The sequence below is a fragment of the Nitrincola sp. A-D6 genome, assembly GCF_000764495.1.
Taxonomy (GTDB): domain Bacteria; phylum Pseudomonadota; class Gammaproteobacteria; order Pseudomonadales; family Balneatricaceae; genus Nitrincola.
Window position 1 is genome coordinate 1 of record NZ_JRLB01000005.1, and the last position, 23797, is coordinate 23797.

Below are 23797 nucleotides of genomic sequence, written 5' to 3' on the forward strand. Positions count from 1 at the left end.
CGGCGCGCGCGCGGGATCGTCAACCGGGTTATGCGTGAATTGGGACCTATCTGTGCCGACGCCCCGGTTTTCCCGTTGGCAACGGCCGCCATCGCACCTTTGCGCTCGGCGGCTGAAGCTCGTGGTATGGCCGATTTTTCACCACTTTGGGCAGGACAAAATACCACTGGCTGCCAGGCCATTCCTGCGGCTGAACTCACCCGTTGGTTAATGTCAGCGGTAGCTTGAATCGGCAAAATTTTATTCAATACAAGGATCCGCCAACCACAGACAATGACTTCTTTTTAAAGGAGTCTATCTGTGAGTGGGTCTATCATCTTTTCCATGTCAGCCTTTGCGCTGGCGGCATCCATCTCTCCCGGTCCGGTCAATCTGGTCTGTCTCAGTAGCGGTATACGCTATGGCTTGGCAAGCACGCTGGTGTTTGTCACCGGTGCTACTCTGGGTTTTGTGCTGTTATTTGTAGCACTGGGTTTAGGCTTGAAAAGCATCTTTCTGCAGTGGGGACAACTGGAGTCGGCATTGCGCTGGGGGGTATTGTGTTTCTGCTGTATATGAGTGTGCAGTTGTTACGCGCCAGTGGTGATGTCCAGGCTCAATCACAAACACAGCCGCCCGGATTTATGACCGGGGCATTAATGCAGTGGCTCAACCCCAAAGCCTGGCTGGCGGGCATTTCCGGCATAGTGGCTTACACGGCTGGAGGTGAGTTTCGCCAGGTATTGGTCTTTGCGCTGCTCTATTTACCCATCTGCTGGTTGTCGCTGGGTGTCTGGGCCGCTGCTGGCGCTTGGCTGCAGCAGTGCTGTACACGGGGTCGGGGTTTGCGTTGGTTGAACCGCTTGTTGGCGCTGCTACTGTTGCTGAGCTGCGTTTTGCTGCTGATATAGGCGTTTGGTCCATCCCGATACTGTACCGGGGTAGCCGCCAGCAGGCGCTTAAAGGTGCGCTGAAAATGCGGTTGATCAGCAAAACCATGAGTCAGGGCAACATCGACCAGAGGGGTATCACTTTGTAGCGCTATCTGGGCCATCTGAATCCTCAGGTTGGTCAGGTAGGCATGGGGCGTCATGCCGCAGGTGTCACGAAACTGGCGGATCAACTGGCCTGGATTTAATCCGCTTAACTGACAGAGGGTCTGCAAGGGAACATTGGAGTCGTAATGTTTGTGCAGATATTCAAGTGCGCGGTGTAATTGTGCGGATGGTAGCAGCGCTTGTGGTAGCGTTTCGCTGCGAACTTTACTGAATAGCTGTTGCAGATAGTGGCACAAGGCCGCATCCTTTTCCGCATGACCGGTGTGAGGATCAAACAGCCGGACAGCCATCTCGTTAAAGCCGTTGAATAATGCCTGATCCTCCAGACGGGACAGGGACAAATCTTCCAGTGAGCGCTATCCAGTTCTCCACAAGCCTGGCGCAATCGGGTCAGCCAATCCGAATCGATATACAGCATATAGTAAGACCAGGGCATGTCGGCGCAGGGGTTACAGGCGTGCACCTGATGGGGATTGATCAGCAGCAACTGGCCAGCCTCAATCACCTGTTGCTGCCCGGCATATTGAAAATAACTCTGGCCCGCCAGAATCACACCTAAAGACCACTGCTGGTGACTGTGAGGGGCGTAGCGTACCTGTCGACCATCCTCAATATAGCGCAGTTCAACATGCGGCAGTGCCGGGTCCCGCCAGAAGATAGGTGTGGTTGACATCATGACTCCGGGTTGCGATCAGTGACAATAAATTCAAATTTAAGCATAGCATTGGGGGGTGACTTTACCCATCATTCTATTTATGATGCATCATACATCATAAGTCAGGATTGAGTAGAATGACGTCTAGCACCGCAACAACTTCGTTGATGACCCAGGCGGCGCCCTCTATTAGCCGGTTGAAGCGCTGGCTGTTTTAAAGGAACACTATGGTTTGCTGGGAACCTTAGAACGTTTACCGGGTGAACGTGACAGCAATTTTTGTCTGAGTGTGTCGCCGGGTAAGCGCTTTATGGTGCGTTTTATCAATGCCGCTGAAGCCGATACGGAAATTGATTTTCAAACCCGGATGTTGATTTATCTGCAGGAGCGAGCGGCGCACTTGCCACTGCCTGGCGTAGTAAAAAGTATTTCTGGAGAATGCCAACCCAAGGTTACATTTTCGGGGCAAAAAGGTGCTTTGCGTGTTGTCAGTTATCTGGAAGGTACGCCTTTCTATCAACACGCCCCCATTACCGATCTGGCTCGTCAACTGGGTGGCATTCTGGGTGAAATGGATCATGCCTGGCAGACTTTTCTCACCCTGGGGCGCAGCGTGAGTTACTTTGGGACATTACCTATCCGCAGCGTTTACTGGATCGAATTCACACGATTAATGATGCGCAATTACGCAAAGCCGTTGCCTGGGTTATCGACCGCCATAGTGAACGTGTAGTTTCTCAGCAGACAGAGCTTCCCTGGCAGGTGATTCACAATGATCTGAACCCACACAACGTGCTGGTAGATGAGTCAGGCACCCGGATTACCGGCATTATCGATTTTGGTGATGCCCTCTATGCGCCACGGGTGAATAATCTGGCAACCGCCCTTTCCTACCAACTGGTGGATGAATCAGACCCGTTACGCCGGGTGGGACCCTTTCTGAATGCTTACCTGGCGCAACAGCCTTTGAGTGATACCGAATTAAGTCTGTTAGCCGATCTGGTGGCCACGCGTTTGTGTCTGACCCTGACTATCTCCTCTTGGCGCGCGCAGTTGTATCCGGATAACCGTGACTATATTCTGCGTAACCTGCCCCATGCGGGTCGCAGTCTGATGCGTTTACGCCGTCTGCCGGAGGGCTGGGTGGAAGACTTGCTAAAACCTGTGAAAACTGGAGCCTTTGATGACTGAACAGAGTGCTTTACTTCAACGCCGCCAACGCTTGCTGGGGCGCAGCTACCGTCTGTTTTATCAACAACCGCTGCATCCGGTGAAGGGTGAAGGGGTATGGCTTTATGAAGCCGATGGCAAACGCTATCTGGATGCCTACAACAATGTGGTGTCAGTCGGTCATTGCCACCCCAGGGTGGTTGAGGCTATTTGCCAACAGGCGGCACAGTTGAATACCCATACCCGCTACCTGCACGACAGTATTCTGGATTATGCCGAGCGACTGCTGGCACTCTTCCCGGATGCATTGAACAACCTGACAATGACTTGCAGTGGCAGCGAAGCCAATGACCTGGCTTTGCGGATTGCCCGTGAAGTCACCGGTAACCGCATCGCACTGGTAACACGTTGGGCTTATCATGGAACCACCAGCAGTATTGCGGAACTGTCTCCGTCATTGGGTATCGGCGCAGGCGATCAGGTGCGCCTGATCGATGCACCGGGATAGCTTCCGTGCACCAGGTCAGTGGTTGCAGCAGCTGCGTCAAGTGCTGGATCAGATGGCGGCCGAAGGTTTAAGTCCAGCCGCTTTGATGATGGATGGCTTGTTCTCCAGCGATGGCGTCTTCAGTCCGCCAGAAGCTGAAATCCAGCAAGCGGTAAACTGGGTGCGCCAAGCCGGAGGGGTGTATATCGCCGATGAGGTGCAGTCAGGCTTTGCCCGGACCGGCGATGAATTCTGGGGCTTTTCCCGTTATCAAGTCGTGCCGGATATGGTGACCCTGGGTAAACCCATGGGCAACGGCCATCCGGTTGCCGGGCTCGTGGCGCGTTCCGGTCTGCTGGATCTGTTTGGCGAACGGCAACGTTATTTCAATACCTTTGGTGGCAATCCCGTGTCTTGCTGCGCCGCTGCTGCGGTGCTGGATGTTATCGAAACAGAACAGCTACAGGTCAATGCCCGGATTCAGGGGCAGCATCTGGGCCGGCAACTGCATGAGTTAGCTCAGCGTCATGAGGTGATGGGCGATATTCGCGGTGCCGGGCTGTTTTTCGGTGTGGAACTGGTCGAGGATCGTGACAGTCTTGCCCCAGCGACAGAATTGGCCAGTTGCGTGGTCAATGGCATGCGTGAGGCGGGTGTGCTGATCAGTGCGACCGGACCTGACGCTAATGTGCTGAAAATCCGCCCGCCACTGGTGTTTACGGCTGAGCATGTTGAGCTGTTGAGCGATACACTGGATCGGGTATTAACCCAACTGAGTTGATTCACTATCCTGGCGTAAAAACGCGCTCATTTTCTGGTTGCCATCGAGGATGTCCTGCTGGATTGCGGTGCGGGCCGCTTCTGAATTACGGCACGCCAGAGCCTGCCACAGCTCTTCATGGTGACCTGTGGCTATCTGCTCGGAGAAATGCCGATAACTCTGAGCGATTAGCGGACCGGTACGCATCCACAGCATATCGATCACGCTTCTCAACAAGGGCATGCCAGCCGCATCAGCCAGCAGCAGATGAAACTCGCTATTCAGTCGCAATGCCGCCGACATATCGTTGGCGAGAATTGCGCTATGATTCTGATCGATATTTGCGCGTAATTGTTGCAAGGCATCGGTGCTGATCTTCTGTGCCGCCTGCTCCGCCCCCATGCCTTCCAACGACAAACGCAACAGCCGGATTTCATCATATTGGCTCTGACTTAACTGCGGTACGCGAATGTCGCGTGGAGAGCGCATCTCCAGCGCCTGCTCCTTGGCCAGTTGCAGAATGGCATCACGCACCGGGGTAACGCTGGTGGATAACTGTTCAGCCAACTCACGAATACGCAGGCGGTCATTAGGCTTAAACCGCCCGGTAATCAACGCATCGCGTAACAGTGCATAAATACTGCTGCCCAGCCGGGCATGATGGATTTCACTGATCGGATAGTTCATAGAGAATAAGCTCTTGCCGGTTTGATGATGCATCATCCAAGTGTACCCCAGTCATCGCTCAAGGTGATAGTTGCTTATTCACCCTGCAGCGTCAGCACCAGCCGTCGTGAACCGCCATGATTACGGTGTTCACACAGGTAGATGCCCTGCCAGGTGCCCAGGTTCAAGCGCCCGTTGCTGACGGGTAAACTCAGCGAACAGCCCAATAGGCTGCTTTTCAGATGCGCCGGCATATCATCACTGCCTTCGTCCAGATGCACATAATAGGGCGCATTTTCCGGGACGGCGTGGTTAAAAAAGCGCTCAAAATCACCGCGAACATCCGGATCAGCATTCTCGTTGATGGTCAGTGAGGCCGAGGTATGTTGGATAAACAGATGAAGCAGACCAACCGTGCACTGCTTGAGTTCCGGAATAGCTTGCAACACGTCACGGGTAATGAGGTGAAAGCCTCTGGGTTTGGCGTCTAATTGCAGGTTTTTTTGTATCCACATGGTTAGTTATCCACAGCTTTATAAGCTATATATCCACAGGTTATTGCTTAGATAAGTTTAGCTGGCCAAGCCAATACTGTGGATGTCTGTGTCGTTTGCAGCATCTAGCTAATATACATGGGCATTTGGCCGATCCAAACAAGATTCGCACCCTAAGGCTGAGTCAGCTGCAGCTCGTGCTGTGATCTGTTGCTGTATCAATATAGAGTTCCTTAGATACCCAATCTGGAAACTTTTCGCTACCGCTCCATTCAAGGCTTGACCCACAGACACTACAAAATCAAAGTATTACGAAATCAGCGGCTTAATTGCTTTGGTCAATGCCAAACCAAGTTCGTAATGTTGATCTTCATCCAAATGAACGCCATCAACTCGGCTTGTCGGTGTTACCAGACCGGCATCGAAAAAGTGACACTGGCATTCCTCAGCGATTGCGGCAATAGCAGCGGATAACCCCACCGCCTTTTTCTCGGCACCTTCGAACTTTGGTGCAATATTGCCTTTGGCCTTTTGAATTTCAGGCGGCGCGATGAGCAGGATCGGAGGTACTGGCATACCAGGCTCAATGGGAGCATGCCGAATGGCATCGACCAGTGCTTTTAGCCTCTGTGCGGATTGCCACGCATTGAGGTCATGCATGGATTGAAAATCGTTGGTGCCTAAAAGTATCACCACCAGCGACAATGGCGAATTGATTTCTATACGCTGCTGCAATCCCTCCAGTCCGTTGCGACCGGGTTTGTAAGGGTCGTCCCACACGGTTCGACGGCCGTTCAGACAATCCTCGATAACTCTTACAGAAGCTCCCGCTTTCAGCAGGTTATTTTCCAAGACCCCCGGCCAGCGTTGTTCAAAACTTAACCGATTGCGGGTATCTGGGATGATACCCCAACTCAAAGAATCAGCGTAAACGAGGATCTGATGCATTGCCTATCTCCTTTTTGCGCTATAACGCGCCGCTATTGATACCAATGGCAGCACACGGCTTGAATTCATAGCCAGTACCCTTTTCTTTACTAACCAAGACGACAGTTGGTGCCGAAGGCTAGGTATATGCCTAGAGTATAAAGCTCAAAACGAGCGCCGAAATATACAAACCACATCCGAATGCTGCATGGGCTATAAGGCTTCTTAGCCTTGCTTGCATAGGGCTGGGTGTCTTCGCTGCCGCAACTCCCATGGCAATAGCACTTTAATATCCAGTGTATCAACTTGGTATTTTATGGCTTCACACAAGCTAGGGTAATAATGGTCCAGCCAAGCGTTGTTTCTGCGCGCGGATCGCTTCGGTCAGAAAGTCCATTAAGGCATGAATCCTCACTACTCCTCGCAGGTCTGGATGCATCAGAAACCACAGGCCGTATTCCAGTTCAGGGATGGGATCGGTAAGCTGTACAATATCTGAATCACCGTCGGCCAGGTAACACGGCAAGACGGCCAGTCCCATGCCCGAGCGAACAGCGCTGAGTACGCTAACCAAAGTATCTACACGATAAACACAGGCCTCGTTTAGCCTGTTACTGTCCATCCACTGATTCAGAGCCGCGTCCTGTAATCGCGGCCCACCACCAATCCAGGGTTGGCTGGCAAGAGTTTCGATTAACCTCCCGGGGGCAAGCCGAGGCTTCGGTGCCCGTAAACAGCCTGGCCAATGGGGGTTAAGGGTCGGCCGATCAGGTTTTCAGGCGGACGGTTGGATGGACGTATGGCGACGTCCGCTTCCCTGCGTGTCAGGTTGAACAATTGGTTGGATACGGCGACGTCGAGTAGAATGCTTGGATATTTGTGCTGGAATTGCATAAACAGAGGTGTGAGTAACCCCATCAGCAGAGAGTCCGTTGTGGTGGCCCAGATTTCACCTCTGGGCTCCAGGTCGCGTCCAGCTACTTTTCGTTCAGCCGTTAAGGCAGCTTCATCCATTATCCTGGCGGTGTCGGCGAGCTCTTCTCCAGCCAGCGTTGGCCGGTACCCCGTCCGACTCCGCTCAAAAAGAGCAACCCCCAGGCGCTGTTCGATATCACCGATCCTCCTGAAAACAGTGGCGTGACTGACACCCAGGGTGCGAGAGGCGCCTGATAAAGAACCTGCAGTCGCAATTGCCAGGACAAGCTCAAAGTCATTCCACGCCAGATGATTCCGTGTTTTCTGACTGGTGATGGCCGAGTTGTTGGGCGGGTTAGCTGTTCGTTTTTGCAAAGTTAGTCCTCAGTTTTTTGGAATAGTTTGCACTATCTAATAATACTAGCATGTATCTGAACCCATGAGATTACCAAAACGTCCCGTAGCCTGGGGCGACGTAATGGAGGACAGAGGCATGATAAATTCAATAAAAGGCCATTATTATCAATGTGATGGTTCGTTACCCTGCTGTAAAAACAATGATGTGGCAGAAGCGAGTACCGATGACTCACTCAAAGGTGGCATCCCTGCCAGATACCTCGATGAGCGGGGAGGTATGGATCTTGAGCGCGTGAGACTGGATCAACGAGAGGCTCGGCGACAGGTGGTCCGAGCGATGATACGGAGTATCAAGGAGCTTTGGCATCGGCGCTGATATATCAACTTACATCTTTAGCGGAGATTGCTAGTTCTTAACCACCAATATATTAGGCTTGGAGTTGCAATAGTTGGGATGGCGCGGGCGGTGTTGGTTTTTGTGTTGGTTTGAGTAGTGGACATATCAGTCTCCTAGAGTGATGAGTCGGCTAAGGAAGCCCGACAGGGGTGATCAAATGAAACCGGGTTTAGCTCAATTGCTGACAGCAGTTCGTCAGCCAACCAGCGCGCCAGCCAGCTACCGATCGAATTCTCGATACCGTTATTCCGGTAGTTAAGGGCAAGTTCTTCGCACACGCCGGCAAAGCTATGGCCCTCGATCAGTCCTTTGAGGGCCGCGTACTCAGCCTCATCGAGCGAGCGAAAGTAGCCACGTTGTTCGTTGCGCCAGAACAGATGGCCGAGCGGTACCCCCAGTCTTTGCACGACTGGCGGCGACTCACCCTGGTTAAGCGCGTGCCAGATATCCAGCGTGTTCCATTCGAACAGCTCGAGGGAAACGGACGGATGGAACACGAAGCCCAGCGATTCCCATTGTGTCTCGTCGACAACCGCGAGTTGCTCGTTAGTGAGAAGGTCTGCATTGGCTGCGTCGAAGGCACTATGGAGGCGCCAGTCCATGGTTGCCAGCTCGGCCACTTCCGGATCAGAGGGAAAAGCCTGGCGCAAGAAATGCGGGAAGTCACCGCCATAGTTGCGCAGATTGGCTGAGTGCGACGCATGTGTATCGATATAGCGCGTACAGATGCTGTTGAATGCCTCGTCCCCGAGATAGATCCAGCTGCGCTCGAACGCCGACTGGAGCACCTCAAGCAGTCGTGAACGATAGGCGTTGTGGTAGATATTCAAGCGCTGCTTACCCCTGTCAGAGTCACCGCCCGCCAGCACGGACAACACACCATCGGTGTTGCTGCCCGCATCGATAACACCGTCACCCAATACATAGTCTTGCAGTCGCGTTTGCAGCTCGGCAAGCGAGTTCGGGGCTAGATTAGACATTCAAGTGCCTCCTCGCGATCCTGAACTTTGGCATGCCGTGCGGCTACCTGGCGCACTCGGTCGAGTTCCGCAAGCAGTTCTTCCAGCGGTGGAATGGCATCGTCGCGCTCGATCATTGTACTCACCAGGCCGAAACGTTGGCATGCGTAGGCATAGAGATCGAATACCGCGTCGGGTACTGGTGCATCATGGGTGTCGATGATCACATCGCCCAGATTTGAGTGCCCTGCCACGTGAATCTGTTGAATGCGGTGAGCTGGCACGCCGTCAACGAAGGCACGCGGGTCGAAACCCTGGTTCATACCGCTCACATAAATGTTGTTGACGTCGAGTAACAGCAGGCAATCGGCTTCCTCGGCAACAGCCGTCAGAAATGCCCATTCGCTCATTTCTGAACTGGCGTAATCGATATAGCTCGATACATTTTCAAGCACCAGGCGACGTTCAAGGATGTCCTGTACCTCACGAACGCGTGTAACAATGTGTCGTAAGGCTTCTTCGGTATAGGGTAAGGGATAAAGATCATGCAGATTGGTACCGTGCACGCCGGTCCAGCACAAGTGGTCGGAAACCCACATAGGTTCGATGCGCTGTGCAAGTGCCTTGAGGCGTTGCAGATAATCACGATCCAGGGGAGAAACTGAGCCAATCGACATCGACACACCATGCATGGCGACAGGATAGTCGGCGCGAATTGTATCGAGCATCGCCAACGGCTTGCCGCCCTGGATCATGTAATTCTCGGAGATGATCTCGAGCCAATCCACAGCCTGACGCTGGGCAAGAAAACTGTTGTAGTGAGTAGGACGCAAACCCAGTCCAAACCCCTGAAAGGGAGCACAAAGACTATCGTGCAGCTTGGTCGATCCTGCCTTTGCAGTATTTTTCATCATCCGTTCAAACCTCCAACTGACTGCCGGAAGCGCGCTGAAACGCGCCTCCGGATAGGAACAATTGATCGGATGTATTTAGCCCAAATCGCCAATCACACCCTCGGCCGACAGACACTCGCTCACTTCCATACTTTTGAAGCCATGACCGTTACAGGCGTTCTGACCTTTGCAGGCATGTTCGGTGGTTTTACAGTCGGACATCCCCTTACAGGAGTGCACGCCGTAGCAATGCACCATATCACCGGATGATATGGCTTTGCCGGTCGAGCCGGCTGGTGGTTCAGCGGCAAGTGCCATACCAGAAGTTGCAAAAGCGGCGGCAAGAGCGGCAATGCGTGCACCGTTAAGTAACGTATTCATATTTATTTCCTTTTATTCTATGGGTGGGTTGCAGCAGGTGCAAAATCGAATTGCCTTACCTGCTTAGTGCTAATACTGCACCAGGCCCACCGATCGAATCATCACGAAATGATCACGAAATAGTCAACTTTTTCATAACGGGTTCACATATAGGGTTATCCAGCATCGATGTTACTTTGTCAGAAAATAGGAAATCAAATAGACCAGCGTGAGGATAACAGTATAACTCGTGTCTGCGCGCTGTCGTTTCGTTTCATCTTCCCGGGAATGGGAGATATCGAGAACGGCTTGACGTAAAAGAAAGCTATAGAGCACAAAATACAGAAAAGGGATGACATGTACATGGATAGGATAGTCACTGATCTCCCGGTCAAACACAGACAGGATCCAGCCCATTTGCGTGTAAATACCCAGCAGACCGAGACCCGCATTGATGAACATCCATTTGACTTCATCACGGCCAAATATGACCAGATAGAATATGATGTAAACAAAGATGGCGAGGCCACCATGCATATACAAAAATGCCACGTCAGGATCTGTGTCGGCATAGGCGAGAAAGAAACCTGAGCCGCCAAACATCAGCATATGGAACAGAAAAAACGGATACACCGCATACCAGGGGATTGTGTCGCCCTTATGGTGTAATTTCCCATTGATGGTTATGTTGGTACGAAGCTTCATGCCGCTATCTCTTTGCAGAAAGTTACAGAGTGTTTTTATAGCATGCTAGTAACAATTACTATAACTGCTTGGGTCTTCCCGAATCGTGATCGTTTTCCTGTCCAGCTGAAAAGGCAAATAAAGTTAGGTGCGATAGCGCACAGACTGTAAGTGCCCAGAAAGCTAATCATGCGTTTTACCGGAAACTCAATGAAGGTTAGTCTCGCGCTCATTGGGTACCTCGCCACGGCTATCTACCAGACCTGCCGACTTGTATGATTCTCAGACTAACTCAAGGTACTATGATCCAAAAACCGCAACCCGATCAGAACCATATTCTGGCAGCTTTATCGCCTGAAGTTCAAAACCGTTTGTATCAGCACTTGGAGCTGGTGGAAATGCCCTTGCGAGCGGTCATGTATGACTGTGGACAACCCATGCATCATGTTTACTTCCCCACTGACTCCATAGTCTCGATGCAGTATTTGTTGGAAAATGGGGCGTCGACGGCTATCTCTGTTGTAGGCAATGAGGGGTTGCTCGGCGTATCTTTATATATGGGTGGTGGTGAACTCACGTCTAGCCGGTCATTAGTGCAGAGCGCCGGGCACGCCTATCGGCTCCCTAAGCAGAAGGTGAGAGAGGAATTTGATCGCCACGGGGAATTGCTTTTGTTGATGCTTCGTTACACGCAAGCCTTGCTCACGCAAGTCTCGCAGACCGCCATTTGTAATCGGAATCATCAGATCGACCAACAACTCTGCCGTTGGCTCCTTCTTTCTATGGATCGCCTGGAAGACAACCACTTGACCATGACGCAGGAGTTCATTGCCAATATGCTGGGTGTTCGCCGTGAAGGAGTGACTGAGGCTGCGATAAAATTACAGCGACTTGGTGTGCTTTCATATCGGCGAGGATTAATCGAAGTACTTGACCGACCGAAACTGGAAGAGCTGAGCTGTGAGTGCTATGAGGAGGTCCAGAAACAAACAGAGTTGTTGCTTGATCACAAGCCGCAGCGCCAGGTGATCAAAAAACCTGAAACCATTGCCACGGCAGAGCTTTAAGCTGCATCATATTTAGCGAAATCCTCCTTAATTGCTACTGTTTACGTCTATTAACGCTATGAGCACGCGTCCCAGTTGAGCTATTGCAGCATTCCTTTCTTCGAATGATGCTGTTGTTTCTGTTATATAGAAGGCTACAAATACTGGCTCGCGCTCCGCAGGCCAGATAACCGCCGTAATGGATCTAGAGCCAAATCCACCCGCACCGGTTCTATCACCAATAACCCAATCACCAGGCATGCTTGACCGAAATAAGCCATCGGCAACCTTGTTATTCACTAACCAAGTCTGCAAATATTGCTTAGACTCTAGTGATAACACCTTATCTGACAACAACTGTTCAAGATTGCTAACCATCGCATTAGGTGTCGTTGTATCCCGCTCATCGCCCGGTATGGCTTGATTGAGGTCGGTCTCCCAGCGATCTAAACGAGTAACACTATCACCCAACTGCCTAGCGAAGTCTGTCACACTTTCAGGTCCCCCTAAACGCTGTAAAATTAGGTTGGCGGCGGTGTTATCACTTGTTGTCATCGTAGCTTCGCAAAGTTCAAAAAGCGTTATGTCACGCGTGTCAGCATACTCTTCTAAAACGGGTGAATAAGTTACTAGATCAGATGATGAAACACTTACACTTGTTGTAAGTTGCTCACTACCAGCATCGACACGCTGCAATAGAGTCGCACATGCCAGCGTTTTGAATGTACTAGATAGTGGGAAACGTTGGTCGGCGTTGTATTCCCATCGCATTCCCGTTTCTGTGTCGTGTGCAGCAAACCCAATACGTGCATCAAGATGGTTCTCAATCCGTTTGAGCTCAGAAAGAAGAACATCCTCATCTGCGATCGAAAAAGAGGAAAAAGTGGCTATGCTTAAGAGTAAAACGAAATGGGATACCGTCATTCTATATTTCATCCGAGAGTTCTTTAGGTATTTGATTCCGGCAAGGCAAACTGCTTAGTCTTGCTGTGCATGGCCTTATTATTTAGGTGCGATACTTTGAGGCATCGAGTTTATAATAAAGTTGTATAAATGTCTTGCCATCCAGTTCTTTTTCTTCTTCGTGAGACAGTGTTGCACCAAGCTTTTCAACAGCATAGCGGGAACGCGTATTAGATTTGCCGACATGAAACCAAACGACTCTTCATCTCCCGGTTACTGCCTAGGCCCCAGTGCTTTCGCTCTATGAACGTGTAACCAATTGCAATCTCTGTACTCAACTCAATGCCACTGGTTTACCAGCCTGGTTTCAAAAGCTGACACGGTTAAGCCTACAAAGAAGCAGATTCGTAAGCTCGGTGCTAAAGCCTAAGATTTATCGTCGTAACGCTCAGAAATAATCGCTGCACTCGACTTTGTACTCTCGGGCATAGAGCCAAAACACCCGGAATCAATCAAACGAACGATTGAAGATGGCTGGGCTGGTTCACTACGTGATGGATGGATCAAGCTTCACTATACTGAATGAAACGCCCTCGGCTCTGGCTTCCAGCTTCGCTCTTACTCCTGCATCCATGCAGTCGTGCGTGGAGTTGCCGGTCCGATGCTTCGGTGCAGGGTGTTGTAGGGGCTGGAGGCTAGAGACCCCCGGTTACCCGATTATGCAGCATTTAGCGGTCGGATTCGAGCCACTTCAGATTTAAGCGTCTGGTTGGCCTTCCACAAGTCCAAGGCACGCTGAGCATTGAGCCAGAATTCGGCGGAGTTACCAAACAAACGGCCAAGACGAATTGCCATCTCTGGACTCACCGCCCGGCGCTCACGCAATAGTTCATTAATTGATTGCCGTGATACACCCAATGCTTCAGCCAGACCCGAGACACTGAGTTCGTAATCCTGCATGAAATCCTCTCGAAGCATCTCTCCCGGATGGGTAGGCTGTCTTTTCATACCTGTATTGTTAATAGTCATATAACACACCTCGTTAATGGTAATCGCAGACCTCAACATCGAAAGCATCACCATCTTTAAATCGGAAGCAGATTCTGCATTGGTCATTAATCGCTATGGCATGCTGCCCTTCACGATCATCGGTCAACCTATGCAGCTTATTACCCGGTGGTACTTTAAGATCATCAAGGCATGTCGCCAAGTTGACATATTCCAGTTTCCGCGAAGCTCTAGCATGGATGACTGGCGGGAATTTTCTCGATTTCCCTGATTCATACAAAGACTTAGTTTGCTTGTCTGCGAACGTTTTAATCATACCACAAAATGTAATGTGTCACGTGACAGAGGTCGAATATTGGTTTGGCACTTGAGATGATGCATAACGCCTTTGTTAGAAGGCATACATATAGAACCTTGAATCTACGGCCATAATGGGAAACGATACTGGCAACCTAGATTGAGCGATCTCAACAAACCCATTCTTTTCATAAAACCTGTGCGCTGCCAAAAATTGAGCAGTGGTCCCCAAGTAAATACGCTCGACCCCATTAGAGCGTGCAAAGCTAAGCGCATGATGTAGCAATGAGGACGATACACCATACTCTTGTCCTCGGAATTCCGAGCGTACAAACATTTTCCTAAGTGCAGATTCACCATTGCCGATATCTAGAAGGGATATCGTTCCTACAATGGTATCCTGGTGTAACGATATCCAGAAGTTCCCGTCTCCATGCTGGTAAAACCGCTGAATATCTTGGAGATCAGGCTGTTGGTCTTCCGTTATCGGAATTCCGAACTCGTTATTCTGGATATGAAGTATCAGATCGATAACAGCCCTTCTATTCTCAGGTTTATATTCCGATATATGAATCATCGCTTCGGTCTCGATAGCCTTCTAACGTTTGGTTAAGGGGCGTGCTTTAGCCCGTCCCAGTGAGCGTAGCGAACGGTTTGAACCACTAGTTAGAGGGTGAGGTTATTTTGCTCATTATGATGATTTTCTCAACCCCTTCATACCCTTCACGCACTTTCGCATACCCTAGCTTCTGATAAAAACCTTCAGCAGTAATTGATGAGGGTACAGTCAGTTCCTTTATTTTATTTTTTGCAGCCAGCTCTTCTATATGTTCCATTAAGGCTAGGCCAATACCTAAACCCTGAAGCCTTGGCATTACGAAAACAGATCGTATGGTGCTTTTATCTAAACTAGCAGTGCCGGTGATCTTTCCGTCTTTCACGGAAATATATGTCTCGCGAGCTAGCATACGGCTTGCTATCTGCTCAGGTGAAAAATTCTCTGGCAATTTTTCAATGAAAGATGCGGGGTAGTCTTTGGCATTAGTCTCTTTAATAGCAGAAATTATTAGGGCGCTGATTTCCACCGCGTCTTCCGGGCGTGCTTCGCGTATAGATGCGGTCATCAGCAATACCTCTAACGAGCCTGTCGGATTAGACATTTTTAACTCAAAATCCCCAGCATCGACAGCTCCTGCTTTATTCTGTTGATTGTTGCCTGATCATATCAGTGAATCATATCACTCATTCAAACAGCCGATATTCATTATCTAAGGGAGTCATAGCCACCATTCAGACGCTTTTGGCTCTGTTAGTACCTTGATTGCCCCTGTGTCGCAATCTTCTCAAGGTTATGCACCATGCAGTACATCAACCACTGCGCATTCACCTTGGACTTGCCCCTCAGCGTAAAACGATTCAAGCCTTTGTTACTTTCCAGGTTGCCGAACACTGGTTCTACCGTACCCAAGCGTTGACTGTAGACATGGCGGCTCATTGGGCTGTCGATCTTCTGCTTCATGTTCTTGATAAAGCTGGACAGGGGTTTGCGCTCACCCAATGTAAAGCTCACTTGCCGTCCATCTTGTTGATTGGCTCGGCGTAGGCACTGATGCTTTAGCGGGCAGTCTCTGCAGTGTTGGCGATAGCCCTAGAAGCTGATGGTTTCTTGTTCCCCAATCAGTCCCTTGAATCGTTTCCACATGGGTTGGCCTGCGGGGCAGCGGTAGGTTTCCGTCAACGGGTCATAATCAAAGTCAGTTGGTGTGAAGCGTTGCGCCACCTGGTAACCACGTTCGTTACGTCGCTGGAAACCAAGGTCTCTGACCCCTTGATAGAGATGTGCAAACCACATCCTCGACCCTTCACACAGAATAAGCAAGTGATGAAGGGAGAATATTATGTAAATAAGTATATATTTAATTTTGTATTTTTCTTATGATAATATTTAGCTCATATCAGTGATGGCCACAGAGGCTTGAAAGTGCTCTACTGAATACCTATCAGGTACTAGGCAAGCTTTGATTTATTCAGACAAGAGATTCAGCATGGAAAAATTTGCGCTCGGGAATATATTAATTAACTTCTATCAAAAATTCCGAAGGGTAATTTTTATTTTTATTTTCTCTACGTATTCCTTGATAATTTCATACCCCGCAGCAAGTTCCATCCAACATGAGCAAGCTCAGGCCAGTGTGAATGCTAGACCCTCTAACGAAATGCAAAAATTTTATGATGTCATAACAGAACTTGAAAATACTATTCAACTTCAATCTGAAGTCATTGAAGAGCTAAAAATGACCTTAGATGCTCGGAAAACATCGCAAAAAAATGAAATGAGTTTCGAAGTTTGGGCAGGGTTATTGCTTGCAAGCTCAGCTCTGTTACTGACTATCATAGGTATTGGAATTGCTCTTTTGTCAGTTTTTGGCTATAGAAAACTTGTGAAAAAATCTAAAGATGTGGCCGAGAAAATATCTATTAAAGTAGCTCGTGAAACTTCTAAAGCTACAGCTAATGAAGCAACTGCAGCTGAACTAGTAAGGCTCCTAGAAGCAGGTAATTTTGACAAAGTAATTCGTGAAGCTATTGAGAGCATTTCACTACGTGGTGTCTCGAGGCTAGATGAGCTTGAGTAAGACCAACAATAGAGAGAGTGATAGTTTATGAAATTTTCCTATGAATGGAGGCGCCTCAGTGAGCATGAACAAGAAGTTATACGAAAACATCAGCAAGCACTTCCTGTTAAACTAAGCCGAATCGCTGGCGATCTTGGTTTAATGGTAAAAAGTTCGACACTGGATGCCGGCATATCTGGAGAAATAAAAAAACAGGGCGACCGTTATTTAATACGTGTAAATAGACATGATGTAAAAGAGAGACAACGATTTACCGTCGCACATGAAATTGCACATTATCTTCTACATAAAGAGCAAATAGGTGATGGAATCATCGATGACATCCTTTATCGCTCATCACTGTCTGACAACTTGGAAGCTGAAGCAAACCGACTTGCCGCAGATATACTAATGCCGTGGGATATAATAACTAGCGCCAAAGAGTCTTTATCGACTCTAAAAATAGAGCAGAAAATTGAAGAGCTGGCAAAGTTAGCAGAAGTTTCTGTCACAGCCATTAAGATACGACTTGGGAAGGTCTGAAAAATGTTTTTTTCTAGCGATATTTTTAATTATAAATATATACCAATTTTAGCAATCAGCCCGGCGGAAATGCTAGCCCTTGAGGAGCTTCCTGAAAAAGACAAAGACTTGATCCTTCCAGCTTTTCCTCTTAAAGGATGGGTTGGATCTAATAAGTTAAACAATACTATTGAGCGCATCAAAAAATCAATTGGTGACAGAAAATGGATCGCATTTATCGATGAATCTTTTTTATCTGATAACAAAGAGTTTCTTCTGACTGGCCATTACCCAAAAAGAGAAGTTTTTAACGAACTTTCACATCTGTTGATGCCTAATGACGGTTTTAATAATTGGTATGTATTTGTAGCATCACATGCTAGCACTATACCAACCATTTTATGGGGAAGTTCAGATAATATATACTCTCAGGTTATCAAATTAAGCAGCCTTAATCGTGGCATAGCTTTAAAGATCAACACTAAAACAAACATAAATGAAATTAAGATTGCATTCAAAGCAATACAGGAAAATTCCATAACTGATGTTCTGTTTATTTTAGATCTAGATCAAATATCTAGCGACATTCTTTCCCAAGCCTTGCAGATTCAAAATCAGATCAGCTTATTTAACGATGCAATCACCCCTGGATTTTTTTGTATATCAGCATCCTCTTTTCCATCAAGTTTTTCTGGATACCACAAAGGAGAAAATTCAATTTATGAACGAATTTTGTTTAATAGAATAAGGAGCAACCTACCCAGCATCAACTTTTTATATTCAGATCGAGGAAGTGCTAGAGCAGATAAAATCAAAGGTGGCGGAGGCATACCCTCACCACGAATTGATTATCCACTAGCTAACGATTGGCGTTTTATTCGAAAGGAATATAGCGACTCAGGTAGACCATATAAAGGTGAAAAAGAGGAACTTTATACCTGCATTGCGCAAGAATTAATGCGCGAGGAGTTTTGGAGTCCTGGATTACGTCTTTGGGGGACACAGCTAATTGAGCTCACAAGTAAAAAAGATAAGTACGCTATCAATTCACCAGCAAAAGCAACTGCAGCTCGTATCAACATTCATCTTCATACACAGCTTCACTATGATGATTCTGGAAGTATAATAGACACTGATGATGATTGGTCGGATTAGTAATCACTCGGACGCCTTGACAAACCTCGTGTAATATGACTCAGTTTAGATAGGAATACAGACAACTCTTCTTCTTTTTTTTGAACCCCTTTATTGGCACCCGAAAAACTAAGACGTTCGATAGATGAGGCCGTTACGGGCACTCCTTCGACGGATGACCAAAAGTGTTGTGCTGTTAAGTAATATCGCTTTTTCATACTTAATATCAGTTCAGCCCTTAGCCTACTAACTGGTTGATCAAGTAGAAAAAACTCAAGACTTCTTCGATCTCTATTAGTACCTTTGTAGCCAAACTTTGTTGCTATCACAGAAAGCTCTCTCGATCGAATAAGCTTCAATATATTCACTTTATTCTTAATATTTTTTTTTCTTCCTCGCTGAATAACTTTAATCGAGTTAGTTGAATACTCCCATAAAGCAACTTCCTCAGGAATTTGTTTCTCTACATTTTTTAAATGTCTACCCGCAGACACGACAATTACTTTATCAAAAAATTCTAGATATTTTTCTGTCTGCCCTTTGAGGCGTGAAAGTGTGTCTGTTTCACTTTTTATCTCAATTGCAACTAAATCATTTTTCCTGATCAATACTAAGTCTGCTCTCCGCGAGTGGCCATCGACAGCAAACTCACTGAGCACTGTATCTTCCGAAGCAATAAACCCTTTCAATCTCATATATTCAATCACAGAAATTTTTATTTTCTGTTCAGGAGTCGCCGGAGCAAGTTCTTGCAATAACATTTTCACTAACCACTGCTTATGATAGTAAGAAGCATAATCCACCTATTCTAAAAACGCTAGTCGGTCTTTGAACCCAAAAGAAAAAATCTACATAATTTTCACCCCAAAAACTCACAAATCCGTCACGAAATTTGAAATTCACCTATCAAACCGAATGTCAATCGGTAAATCCCCCTGCAAAATAGCGGTGCTCAATAGTAGAGTTTCCCGTAAGCCATGTGCATCCGTATCTTTTTTAGTTCTTTTAGGCCTTCAAGTATGCATCTGTTTGATTCTTTGATAATCGCTATCCATCGAAAAGAATCTTGAATTTCTTTATGTCGCCGTGCCTGCGATTGTTAGAGCAAAGTGCCACGAAAAATTTCCGATGCTCTTGTACCTAAAACTGCCTTTATATCCCTTTGATGATATTCGATCAATATTGCGACAACAACCGCTTTAACTTGGCCATCAGAAACTTTTCTTAAGCCCCAGATCGGTGCTCCACTGAGTCCATTTAATGCAGGCGCAGCGAATCTTGTACCGTCTGTTGAATATGCCTTCTTAGCATTGAAAGAAATAGCCAAATGGGTTGATTTACTGACCCCAACTTTTGAGTATATAATTTCATCTACCTCAGAACCACAAATACCATAAGGCTCAGGATTAATTATCTCACTTTTTTCATCAATGCTTTTATTGCCTTTTTTACTTGGTATACCAACACAAAAATACCCAAGCGATGGATCATGATCAATAGAAACATCTATTTTATCAATACCAACAATACACTCAAAGTTTAAATCAGTTAGCATCTCATTTCCAATCCTAACTATAGATATATCAAAATCATCATCACTACGCTTAACAAAGTCTTCGGTATATGAGCACGACTCATAACCAGATATCTGTACTAAGCGCCCGTCTGTACCACAATCCAAAAAAAGCGGATATATTTCTTCCTTAAAGTGGTCCATAACATGCGCAGCCGTAATTAGATACACTCCTTGATTTCCATTCAATAAAATGCCACTACCAATAAACTCGGGTGTACTTTGGTTTTTTGCTCGAAAAACTGATCGAACATACGGGAACAGTATCTCAACTAAGTCTTTCTCTGAGAAGCTCATACTCACCTATTGATCTAACAAGCCTGTCGGATTAGACATTTTTAACTCAAAATCCCCAGCATCGACAGCTCCTGCTTCATTCTGTTAATTGTTGCCTGATCATATTAGTGAATCGTATCACTCATTCAAACAGACGATATTCATTATCTAAGGCAACCATAGCAGCCTTATAGGTGCACATGGTTATATTCAATGCCTTTTTTGCCCCTGTGTCGCAATCTTCTCAAGGTTATGCACCATACAGTACATCAACCACTGCGCATTCACCTTGGACTGGCCCCTCAGCGTAAACCGACTCAAGCCTTTGTTACTTTCCAGGTAGCCGAACACTGGTTCTACCGTAACCAAGCGTTGACTGTAGATATGGCGGCTCATTGGGCTGTCGATCTTCTGCTTCATTTTCTCGATAAAGCTGGACAGGGGTTTGCGCTCACCCAGTGCAAAGCTCACTTGCCGTCCATCTTGTTGATTGGCTCGACGCAGGCACTGATGCTTTAGCGAGCAGCCTCGACAGTGTTGGCGATAGCCCTGGAAGCTAATCGTTTCTTGTTCGCCAATTACGCCCTTGAAGCGTTTCCACATAGGCTGGCCTGCGGGGCATAGGCAGGTTTCCGTCAACGGATCATAATCAAAGTCAGCGGGTGTAAAGCGTTGTGCCGCCTGGCCTCCACGTTCTTTTCGTCGCTGTGCCTGAGCTTTATTGAAGGTTATGGATTCAGCAAAGCGTGGATCGCGTTTACGGAACTGGTTATCGGTAATGTAACCATCGATACCCAAGCGATAGATCAGCTTCATATTGGCATCACTGTGGAAGCCACTATCAGCCGTGATCTTGGCTTTGCGCAGAATCGAGGAGTCTGGTTCGATCTGCCGGAACTGGCGATGAATGCCCATTAACATGGGCTCCAGCGTGTGCTGTTCCTGACCGGCGCCATAGGCGTGCGCATGGACAATGATCTGGTGTTTGTTATCAACAGCAGCGACACCGTTGTAGCCTTGTATTACGCCCCTGGAAGTCTTCATTTTTGCACTATCTGGGTCAGTGATATTTCCCTTTACCGGTGTGCCACGCTGACCGAGCCGTTCAGGCGCGGTCGCCAAGTGCTTTTTTATCTTGGCAGAGACCTTTTCCAGTTTTTCAATTTGGGCCTGTTCTCGGGCGAGGATTTCAGGCGGTTGATCCTTATGGTCATCTTGCTGATGCGCGGTCATCATGCGTGAAACAGCACGGTCTATTTTGGCTTGTTTACGGTTTAATTCAGCGCGTGTACCGCTCCACTCTTTAGCGGCATTGGACGGTAGTTTACAACCATCAATGGCAAACATTTCCCGACCAATCAGATTGAGCCCATCACAGACCATTAAAACATGCGTAAACAGCGGTGCGATCACTTCATCCATGCGGGAGATAAAGTCGGCAATCGTGCTGTGATGAGGTTGGCTGTCCGCTGACAGTGCCATGAAAATCACGTTCTCTCGACACGCCTGTGCAATCTTGCGGCTGCTGGTGATACCTCGGGAATACGCGAATAACACCACCTTCAGCAGAATCGCCGGATCATAGGCCGTGGCACCATTGACGTCATTGCGATAGCGGGATTCAAACACACTGAGATCAATATCATTATCCACGACGTGATTCAGCGTATATTCAAAGGTGCCGGGTTGGATTTGATCCGCAAAACGTAACGGAATCATCTTGGTCTGATTGCAATCGTAGTGCTTATACCGCGCCATCCCTCGCCACCTCTGATCTCAAATTCGATTCATCGATTTTAGCGGACCGACATGCCACCAGCCAAGGGCTGGAGGACTAATCCGACAGTCTCAACGCCGCATTCAGCGGCTTGTCCGCTGCAATGCTTGGTTAAGTGATTCTAAACTATCAGGACCAGCGTCTAGCCGAATACAGTTATCTGATTCTGACTCCCAAGAAGCTGATGAAGTCATATGAAGATGAACAGATATTTGTGATGTAACAACACCATTAAGCAAGCCAGCTGGGATCCATATAAAATCAGTACCTCTCAGCATATTGGGTACCGAACTACCACAGACAGAACAAAAATCACTCCGATATCCGGTTGGCTTCTGGAAAGTACTGATTTTAGACTGGCCAGAAATCCAGTGGAAATTACTCTCTTTAACAAAGGTAGCAGCATTTGCTGAAGATCCGGTGGCTTTGCGACACATAGAGCAATGACATTGGTAGAGATTCGGTAGCTCCCCTTCGATTTCGAACTTCACCTTTCCACAGAGACACTCACCTTTCATCGATAACTCCTTGAACACTTAACGCAGCTCAGCACGCGCGACTACGGAATGAAGGCGAAGCCGCAATGTAGTAGCCGTCGCCGTGGCTGGCATGGTTATTCATTTGTATCTCTGACTCGGGATTCACTGCCTGGCCAGCTTTCAAACTGTGGCAGTGAGTCTGTGATTTGATGCCAGCTTGCCTTTGAACCAGTAAAAATATGTGCCTCTGGCTCACCATGAATGTCACCTTCCAGAGCACCAAGCGGGACGCCGATAACTTCCGGACGGTCTTTATAGGTACTGATCAAAGGCGAACCACACGTCTTGCAAAAGTACTTGGTGACGTTCTCGGACGATACATACGGGGTAAGATTTTGTTCCCCCGACAACCACCGAAACTGGTCACTATGAATGGAAGCGCGAGTGCGGAAAGCTGCACCGTGCCACCGACGACACTTAGAACAATGACAATTGAAAATTGGACCGAGCTGCCCTTCAATTTCATAGCTCACCGTTTCGCATAAACACTTTCCTGTTACCTTGTTCAAGGGGTTACCTCCCTGCATAACGCCAGCCATCACGCGCTTGTCGCGTGCATGGCATTGTTATGAAATCACCCTGTTAACTACAGACTGCTTCAGATCTTCGATGGACTCTCTTACGTCCGCATTTAAATGGACGAAGAGCTTTGTAAGCGAGTCTTTAGTCTCGGACGACTCCTTTTTGAAATCCGTGTGAAGGATACTGTAGCGCTTCATCTCAAATGCACCCACGCTCTCCAGTAGTTTCTTTCTTTCGTTCCCCAAGTCACTAAAGTATAGGTTTATAAGCATCTCTAACTCGATCAATGGCGCTGGCCCCACTCTTCGCTCTCTCGGTTCCATGGGTCTCGAGTTCTTAACAGCGCTTAATGCCTGAGCGAACGACGTTCCCATTTCTTGGTTAATGATAATGAGGAGTTCATATATTCTTTCGAGGCGAGCCCGCGTCCGATCTTGCTCAGCCTTATTATGTTCACTGCGTTGCTTAAAAAACGCGGTTGTAAACATGGCTATGAAGCCGAGCAAGGCTCCGCCTAGCGTACCTATCACGGGAATCCATTGATTAATAACACTCGAGCTTTCCAAATATCCCTCCTTCATAACGCCCGGCTCTGCGGCAGGAAAAAGTGAAGGCCGATTTTTGGCCGGAGCTTTTGTCTGTCCGGCAGCAGCCGTTCGTTAACAGTTTATTGCCACTCAATCTTAAGGTCTTTATGTGACTGTGCGCAGTCGCGCAGATAGAGATTAATTAGGCTCTGATACGGAAGGTCTTTTTCCTCGGCCAGATTCTTGAAATACGCAACGGTATCTTCATCCAGCCTAATCGTAACCTGCTTCTTGAGC

Annotated in this window: 34 protein-coding genes and 3 pseudogenes; 12 read left to right on the top strand and 25 right to left on the bottom strand. The window is 47.9% G+C overall.

What is annotated here, in order from left to right:
- Together LH51_RS00660 and LH51_RS00665 are read left to right on the top strand one after the other, a co-directional pair.
- Nucleotides 1-228, top strand: a pseudogene (locus LH51_RS00660) (2-nitropropane dioxygenase); the annotation flags it as partial.
- A gap of 96 nt (nucleotides 229-324) precedes the next feature.
- Nucleotides 325-824 (top strand): annotated as a pseudogene (locus LH51_RS00665) (LysE family translocator); the annotation flags it as partial.
- On the opposite strand, the gene LH51_RS23830 reads toward LH51_RS00665, so the two are convergent.
- Both LH51_RS23830 and LH51_RS24555 read right to left on the bottom strand, forming a co-directional pair.
- On the bottom strand, nucleotides 740-1144 hold the full coding sequence (locus LH51_RS23830) for a helix-turn-helix transcriptional regulator (RefSeq protein WP_160173660.1): 405 nt from the start codon (nucleotides 1142-1144) through the stop codon (nucleotides 740-742). The pseudogene LH51_RS00665 and the gene LH51_RS23830 overlap by 85 nt on opposite strands.
- Nucleotides 1123-1713, bottom strand: coding sequence for an AraC family ligand binding domain-containing protein (locus LH51_RS24555; protein WP_081960595.1), 591 nt, complete (start codon nucleotides 1711-1713; stop codon nucleotides 1123-1125). Before LH51_RS24555 ends, LH51_RS23830 begins: the two co-directional genes overlap by 22 nt.
- Before the next feature lie 211 nt (nucleotides 1714-1924).
- On the opposite strand from LH51_RS24555, the gene LH51_RS23260 reads away from it, so the two are divergent.
- From LH51_RS23260 to LH51_RS23275, 4 genes are read left to right on the top strand one after another with little or no spacing between them, the layout of a single operon-like run.
- Nucleotides 1925-2425 (top strand): phosphotransferase, encoded by a 501-nt coding sequence (locus LH51_RS23260; protein ID WP_052063316.1) that lies wholly within the window; start codon nucleotides 1925-1927, stop codon nucleotides 2423-2425.
- A complete protein-coding gene (locus LH51_RS23265; RefSeq protein ID WP_327123882.1) occupies nucleotides 2353-2883 on the top strand; it encodes a phosphotransferase in 531 nt (176 codons plus the stop codon). Before LH51_RS23260 ends, LH51_RS23265 begins: the two co-directional genes overlap by 73 nt.
- Nucleotides 2876-3370 (top strand): aminotransferase class III-fold pyridoxal phosphate-dependent enzyme, encoded by a 495-nt coding sequence (locus LH51_RS23270; protein WP_268746497.1) that lies wholly within the window; start codon nucleotides 2876-2878, stop codon nucleotides 3368-3370. The genes LH51_RS23265 and LH51_RS23270 overlap by 8 nt, the downstream gene beginning before the upstream one ends.
- Nucleotides 3357-4130 carry an aspartate aminotransferase family protein gene (locus tag LH51_RS23275; protein ID WP_268746498.1) on the top strand — a complete coding sequence of 258 codons (774 nt, stop codon included), beginning with the start codon at nucleotides 3357-3359 and terminating at the stop codon, nucleotides 4128-4130. Before LH51_RS23270 ends, LH51_RS23275 begins: the two co-directional genes overlap by 14 nt.
- On the opposite strand, the gene LH51_RS00685 is transcribed toward LH51_RS23275, so the two are convergent.
- The 6 genes from LH51_RS00685 to LH51_RS23285 form a co-directional block, all read right to left on the bottom strand.
- Entirely contained in the window at nucleotides 4113-4796 is a 684-nt protein-coding gene (locus LH51_RS00685; protein WP_036518845.1) for a GntR family transcriptional regulator, read from the bottom strand. The genes LH51_RS23275 and LH51_RS00685 overlap by 18 nt on opposite strands.
- A gap of 74 nt (nucleotides 4797-4870) precedes the next feature.
- On the bottom strand, nucleotides 4871-5290 hold the full coding sequence (locus LH51_RS00690) for a secondary thiamine-phosphate synthase enzyme YjbQ (RefSeq protein WP_036518799.1): 420 nt from the start codon (nucleotides 5288-5290) through the stop codon (nucleotides 4871-4873).
- Between the two features lie 288 nt (nucleotides 5291-5578).
- Nucleotides 5579-6217, bottom strand: coding sequence for an SGNH/GDSL hydrolase family protein (locus tag LH51_RS00695; RefSeq protein ID WP_036518802.1), 639 nt, complete (start codon nucleotides 6215-6217; stop codon nucleotides 5579-5581).
- Nucleotides 6218-6347: 130 nt separating this feature from the next.
- Nucleotides 6348-6470, bottom strand: coding sequence for a DUF2938 family protein (locus LH51_RS19755; protein ID WP_081960597.1), 123 nt, complete (start codon nucleotides 6468-6470; stop codon nucleotides 6348-6350).
- 57 nt (nucleotides 6471-6527) lie between these two features.
- Complete coding sequence (locus LH51_RS23280) at nucleotides 6528-6890, bottom strand: LysR substrate-binding domain-containing protein (RefSeq protein WP_327123884.1); 363 nt, start codon at nucleotides 6888-6890, stop codon at nucleotides 6528-6530.
- Entirely contained in the window at nucleotides 6890-7486 is a 597-nt protein-coding gene (locus tag LH51_RS23285) for a LysR family transcriptional regulator (protein ID WP_268746499.1), read from the bottom strand. The genes LH51_RS23280 and LH51_RS23285 overlap by 1 nt, the downstream gene beginning before the upstream one ends.
- Nucleotides 7487-7604: 118 nt before the next feature.
- Between LH51_RS23285 and LH51_RS00705 the strand changes: the two genes are divergently transcribed.
- Nucleotides 7605-7844 (top strand): hypothetical protein, encoded by a 240-nt coding sequence (locus LH51_RS00705; protein WP_144244124.1) that lies wholly within the window; start codon nucleotides 7605-7607, stop codon nucleotides 7842-7844.
- 134 nt (nucleotides 7845-7978) lie between these two features.
- Here the strand turns inward: LH51_RS00705 and LH51_RS00710 are convergent, their stop codons facing one another.
- From LH51_RS00710 to LH51_RS00725, 4 genes are all read right to left on the bottom strand, one after another.
- The gene (locus LH51_RS00710) at nucleotides 7979-8845 is read right to left on the bottom strand and encodes an HvfC/BufC family peptide modification chaperone (protein ID WP_052063318.1); all 867 of its coding nucleotides are present in this window, start codon (nucleotides 8843-8845) and stop codon (nucleotides 7979-7981) included.
- Nucleotides 8833-9738 carry an MNIO family bufferin maturase gene (gene bufB / locus LH51_RS00715; protein ID WP_235263368.1) on the bottom strand — a complete coding sequence of 302 codons (906 nt, stop codon included), beginning with the start codon at nucleotides 9736-9738 and terminating at the stop codon, nucleotides 8833-8835. The genes LH51_RS00710 and bufB overlap by 13 nt, the downstream gene beginning before the upstream one ends.
- A 75-nt stretch (nucleotides 9739-9813) precedes the next feature.
- Nucleotides 9814-10098, bottom strand: a complete 285-nt coding sequence (bufA2, locus tag LH51_RS00720) for a BufA2 family periplasmic bufferin-type metallophore (protein WP_036518808.1) — start codon at nucleotides 10096-10098, stop codon at nucleotides 9814-9816.
- Nucleotides 10099-10269: 171 nt separating this feature from the next.
- Entirely contained in the window at nucleotides 10270-10782 is a 513-nt protein-coding gene (locus tag LH51_RS00725; protein ID WP_036518811.1) for a hypothetical protein, read from the bottom strand.
- A 281-nt stretch (nucleotides 10783-11063) separates the two neighbouring features.
- On the opposite strand from LH51_RS00725, the gene LH51_RS00730 reads away from it, so the two are divergent.
- Entirely contained in the window at nucleotides 11064-11828 is a 765-nt protein-coding gene (locus LH51_RS00730) for a Crp/Fnr family transcriptional regulator (RefSeq protein WP_036518849.1), read from the top strand.
- A gap of 27 nt (nucleotides 11829-11855) precedes the next feature.
- On the opposite strand, the gene bla is transcribed toward LH51_RS00730, so the two are convergent.
- On the bottom strand, nucleotides 11856-12743 hold the full coding sequence (bla, locus tag LH51_RS00735) for a class A beta-lactamase (RefSeq protein WP_036518814.1): 888 nt from the start codon (nucleotides 12741-12743) through the stop codon (nucleotides 11856-11858).
- 286 nt (nucleotides 12744-13029) lie between these two features.
- Between bla and LH51_RS20300 the strand changes: the two genes are divergently transcribed.
- Entirely contained in the window at nucleotides 13030-13140 is a 111-nt protein-coding gene (locus tag LH51_RS20300; protein WP_200881819.1) for an RlmF-related methyltransferase, read from the top strand.
- A 287-nt stretch (nucleotides 13141-13427) separates the two neighbouring features.
- Here the strand turns inward: LH51_RS20300 and LH51_RS00740 are convergent, their stop codons facing one another.
- From LH51_RS00740 to LH51_RS00760, 6 genes and pseudogenes are all read right to left on the bottom strand, one after another.
- Nucleotides 13428-13739: a HigA family addiction module antitoxin gene (locus LH51_RS00740; protein WP_036518851.1), complete on the bottom strand. Its 312-nt coding sequence runs from the start codon at nucleotides 13737-13739 to the stop codon at nucleotides 13428-13430.
- Between the two features lie 13 nt (nucleotides 13740-13752).
- Complete coding sequence (locus tag LH51_RS19760) at nucleotides 13753-14034, bottom strand: type II toxin-antitoxin system RelE/ParE family toxin (RefSeq protein WP_081960598.1); 282 nt, start codon at nucleotides 14032-14034, stop codon at nucleotides 13753-13755.
- Between the two features lie 75 nt (nucleotides 14035-14109).
- On the bottom strand, nucleotides 14110-14592 hold the full coding sequence (locus tag LH51_RS24560; RefSeq protein WP_036518817.1) for a GNAT family N-acetyltransferase: 483 nt from the start codon (nucleotides 14590-14592) through the stop codon (nucleotides 14110-14112).
- 85 nt (nucleotides 14593-14677) lie between these two features.
- The gene (locus LH51_RS00750) at nucleotides 14678-15175 is read right to left on the bottom strand and encodes a GNAT family N-acetyltransferase (RefSeq protein WP_052063319.1); all 498 of its coding nucleotides are present in this window, start codon (nucleotides 15173-15175) and stop codon (nucleotides 14678-14680) included.
- 149 nt (nucleotides 15176-15324) lie between these two features.
- Nucleotides 15325-15645: pseudogene (locus LH51_RS19765) on the bottom strand (transposase); the annotation flags it as partial.
- Between the two features lie 18 nt (nucleotides 15646-15663).
- Nucleotides 15664-15867 carry a hypothetical protein gene (locus LH51_RS00760; protein WP_036518823.1) on the bottom strand — a complete coding sequence of 68 codons (204 nt, stop codon included), beginning with the start codon at nucleotides 15865-15867 and terminating at the stop codon, nucleotides 15664-15666.
- A 193-nt stretch (nucleotides 15868-16060) separates the two neighbouring features.
- On the opposite strand from LH51_RS00760, the gene LH51_RS00765 reads away from it, so the two are divergent.
- From LH51_RS00765 to LH51_RS00775, 3 genes are read left to right on the top strand one after another with little or no spacing between them, the layout of a single operon-like run.
- The gene (locus LH51_RS00765; protein ID WP_144244125.1) at nucleotides 16061-16651 is read left to right on the top strand and encodes a hypothetical protein; all 591 of its coding nucleotides are present in this window, start codon (nucleotides 16061-16063) and stop codon (nucleotides 16649-16651) included.
- A gap of 27 nt (nucleotides 16652-16678) precedes the next feature.
- Nucleotides 16679-17173: an ImmA/IrrE family metallo-endopeptidase gene (locus LH51_RS00770; protein ID WP_036518829.1), complete on the top strand. Its 495-nt coding sequence runs from the start codon at nucleotides 16679-16681 to the stop codon at nucleotides 17171-17173.
- A gap of 3 nt (nucleotides 17174-17176) precedes the next feature.
- Entirely contained in the window at nucleotides 17177-18307 is a 1131-nt protein-coding gene (locus tag LH51_RS00775; RefSeq protein ID WP_036518832.1) for a beta family protein, read from the top strand.
- Here LH51_RS00775 and LH51_RS18625 read toward each other — a convergent pair.
- The 6 genes from LH51_RS18625 to LH51_RS00805 all read right to left on the bottom strand — a co-directional run.
- Nucleotides 18304-19047, bottom strand: coding sequence for a sce7726 family protein (locus tag LH51_RS18625; RefSeq protein ID WP_235263371.1), 744 nt, complete (start codon nucleotides 19045-19047; stop codon nucleotides 18304-18306). The two genes, LH51_RS00775 and LH51_RS18625, sit on opposite strands and share 4 nt — an antisense overlap.
- A 338-nt stretch (nucleotides 19048-19385) precedes the next feature.
- Nucleotides 19386-20156 (bottom strand): hypothetical protein, encoded by a 771-nt coding sequence (locus tag LH51_RS00785; protein WP_036518835.1) that lies wholly within the window; start codon nucleotides 20154-20156, stop codon nucleotides 19386-19388.
- 189 nt (nucleotides 20157-20345) lie between these two features.
- Entirely contained in the window at nucleotides 20346-21893 is a 1548-nt protein-coding gene (locus LH51_RS00790; protein ID WP_036518838.1) for an IS1182 family transposase, read from the bottom strand.
- Between the two features lie 102 nt (nucleotides 21894-21995).
- Nucleotides 21996-22430, bottom strand: a complete 435-nt coding sequence (locus tag LH51_RS19770; RefSeq protein WP_081960600.1) for a GFA family protein — start codon at nucleotides 22428-22430, stop codon at nucleotides 21996-21998.
- A 95-nt stretch (nucleotides 22431-22525) separates the two neighbouring features.
- Nucleotides 22526-22990, bottom strand: coding sequence for a GFA family protein (locus tag LH51_RS00795; protein ID WP_327123880.1), 465 nt, complete (start codon nucleotides 22988-22990; stop codon nucleotides 22526-22528).
- Between the two features lie 650 nt (nucleotides 22991-23640).
- Nucleotides 23641-23797 (bottom strand): BrnA antitoxin family protein (locus LH51_RS00805; protein ID WP_036518844.1); only part of this gene is annotated, 157 nt, incomplete at its 5' end.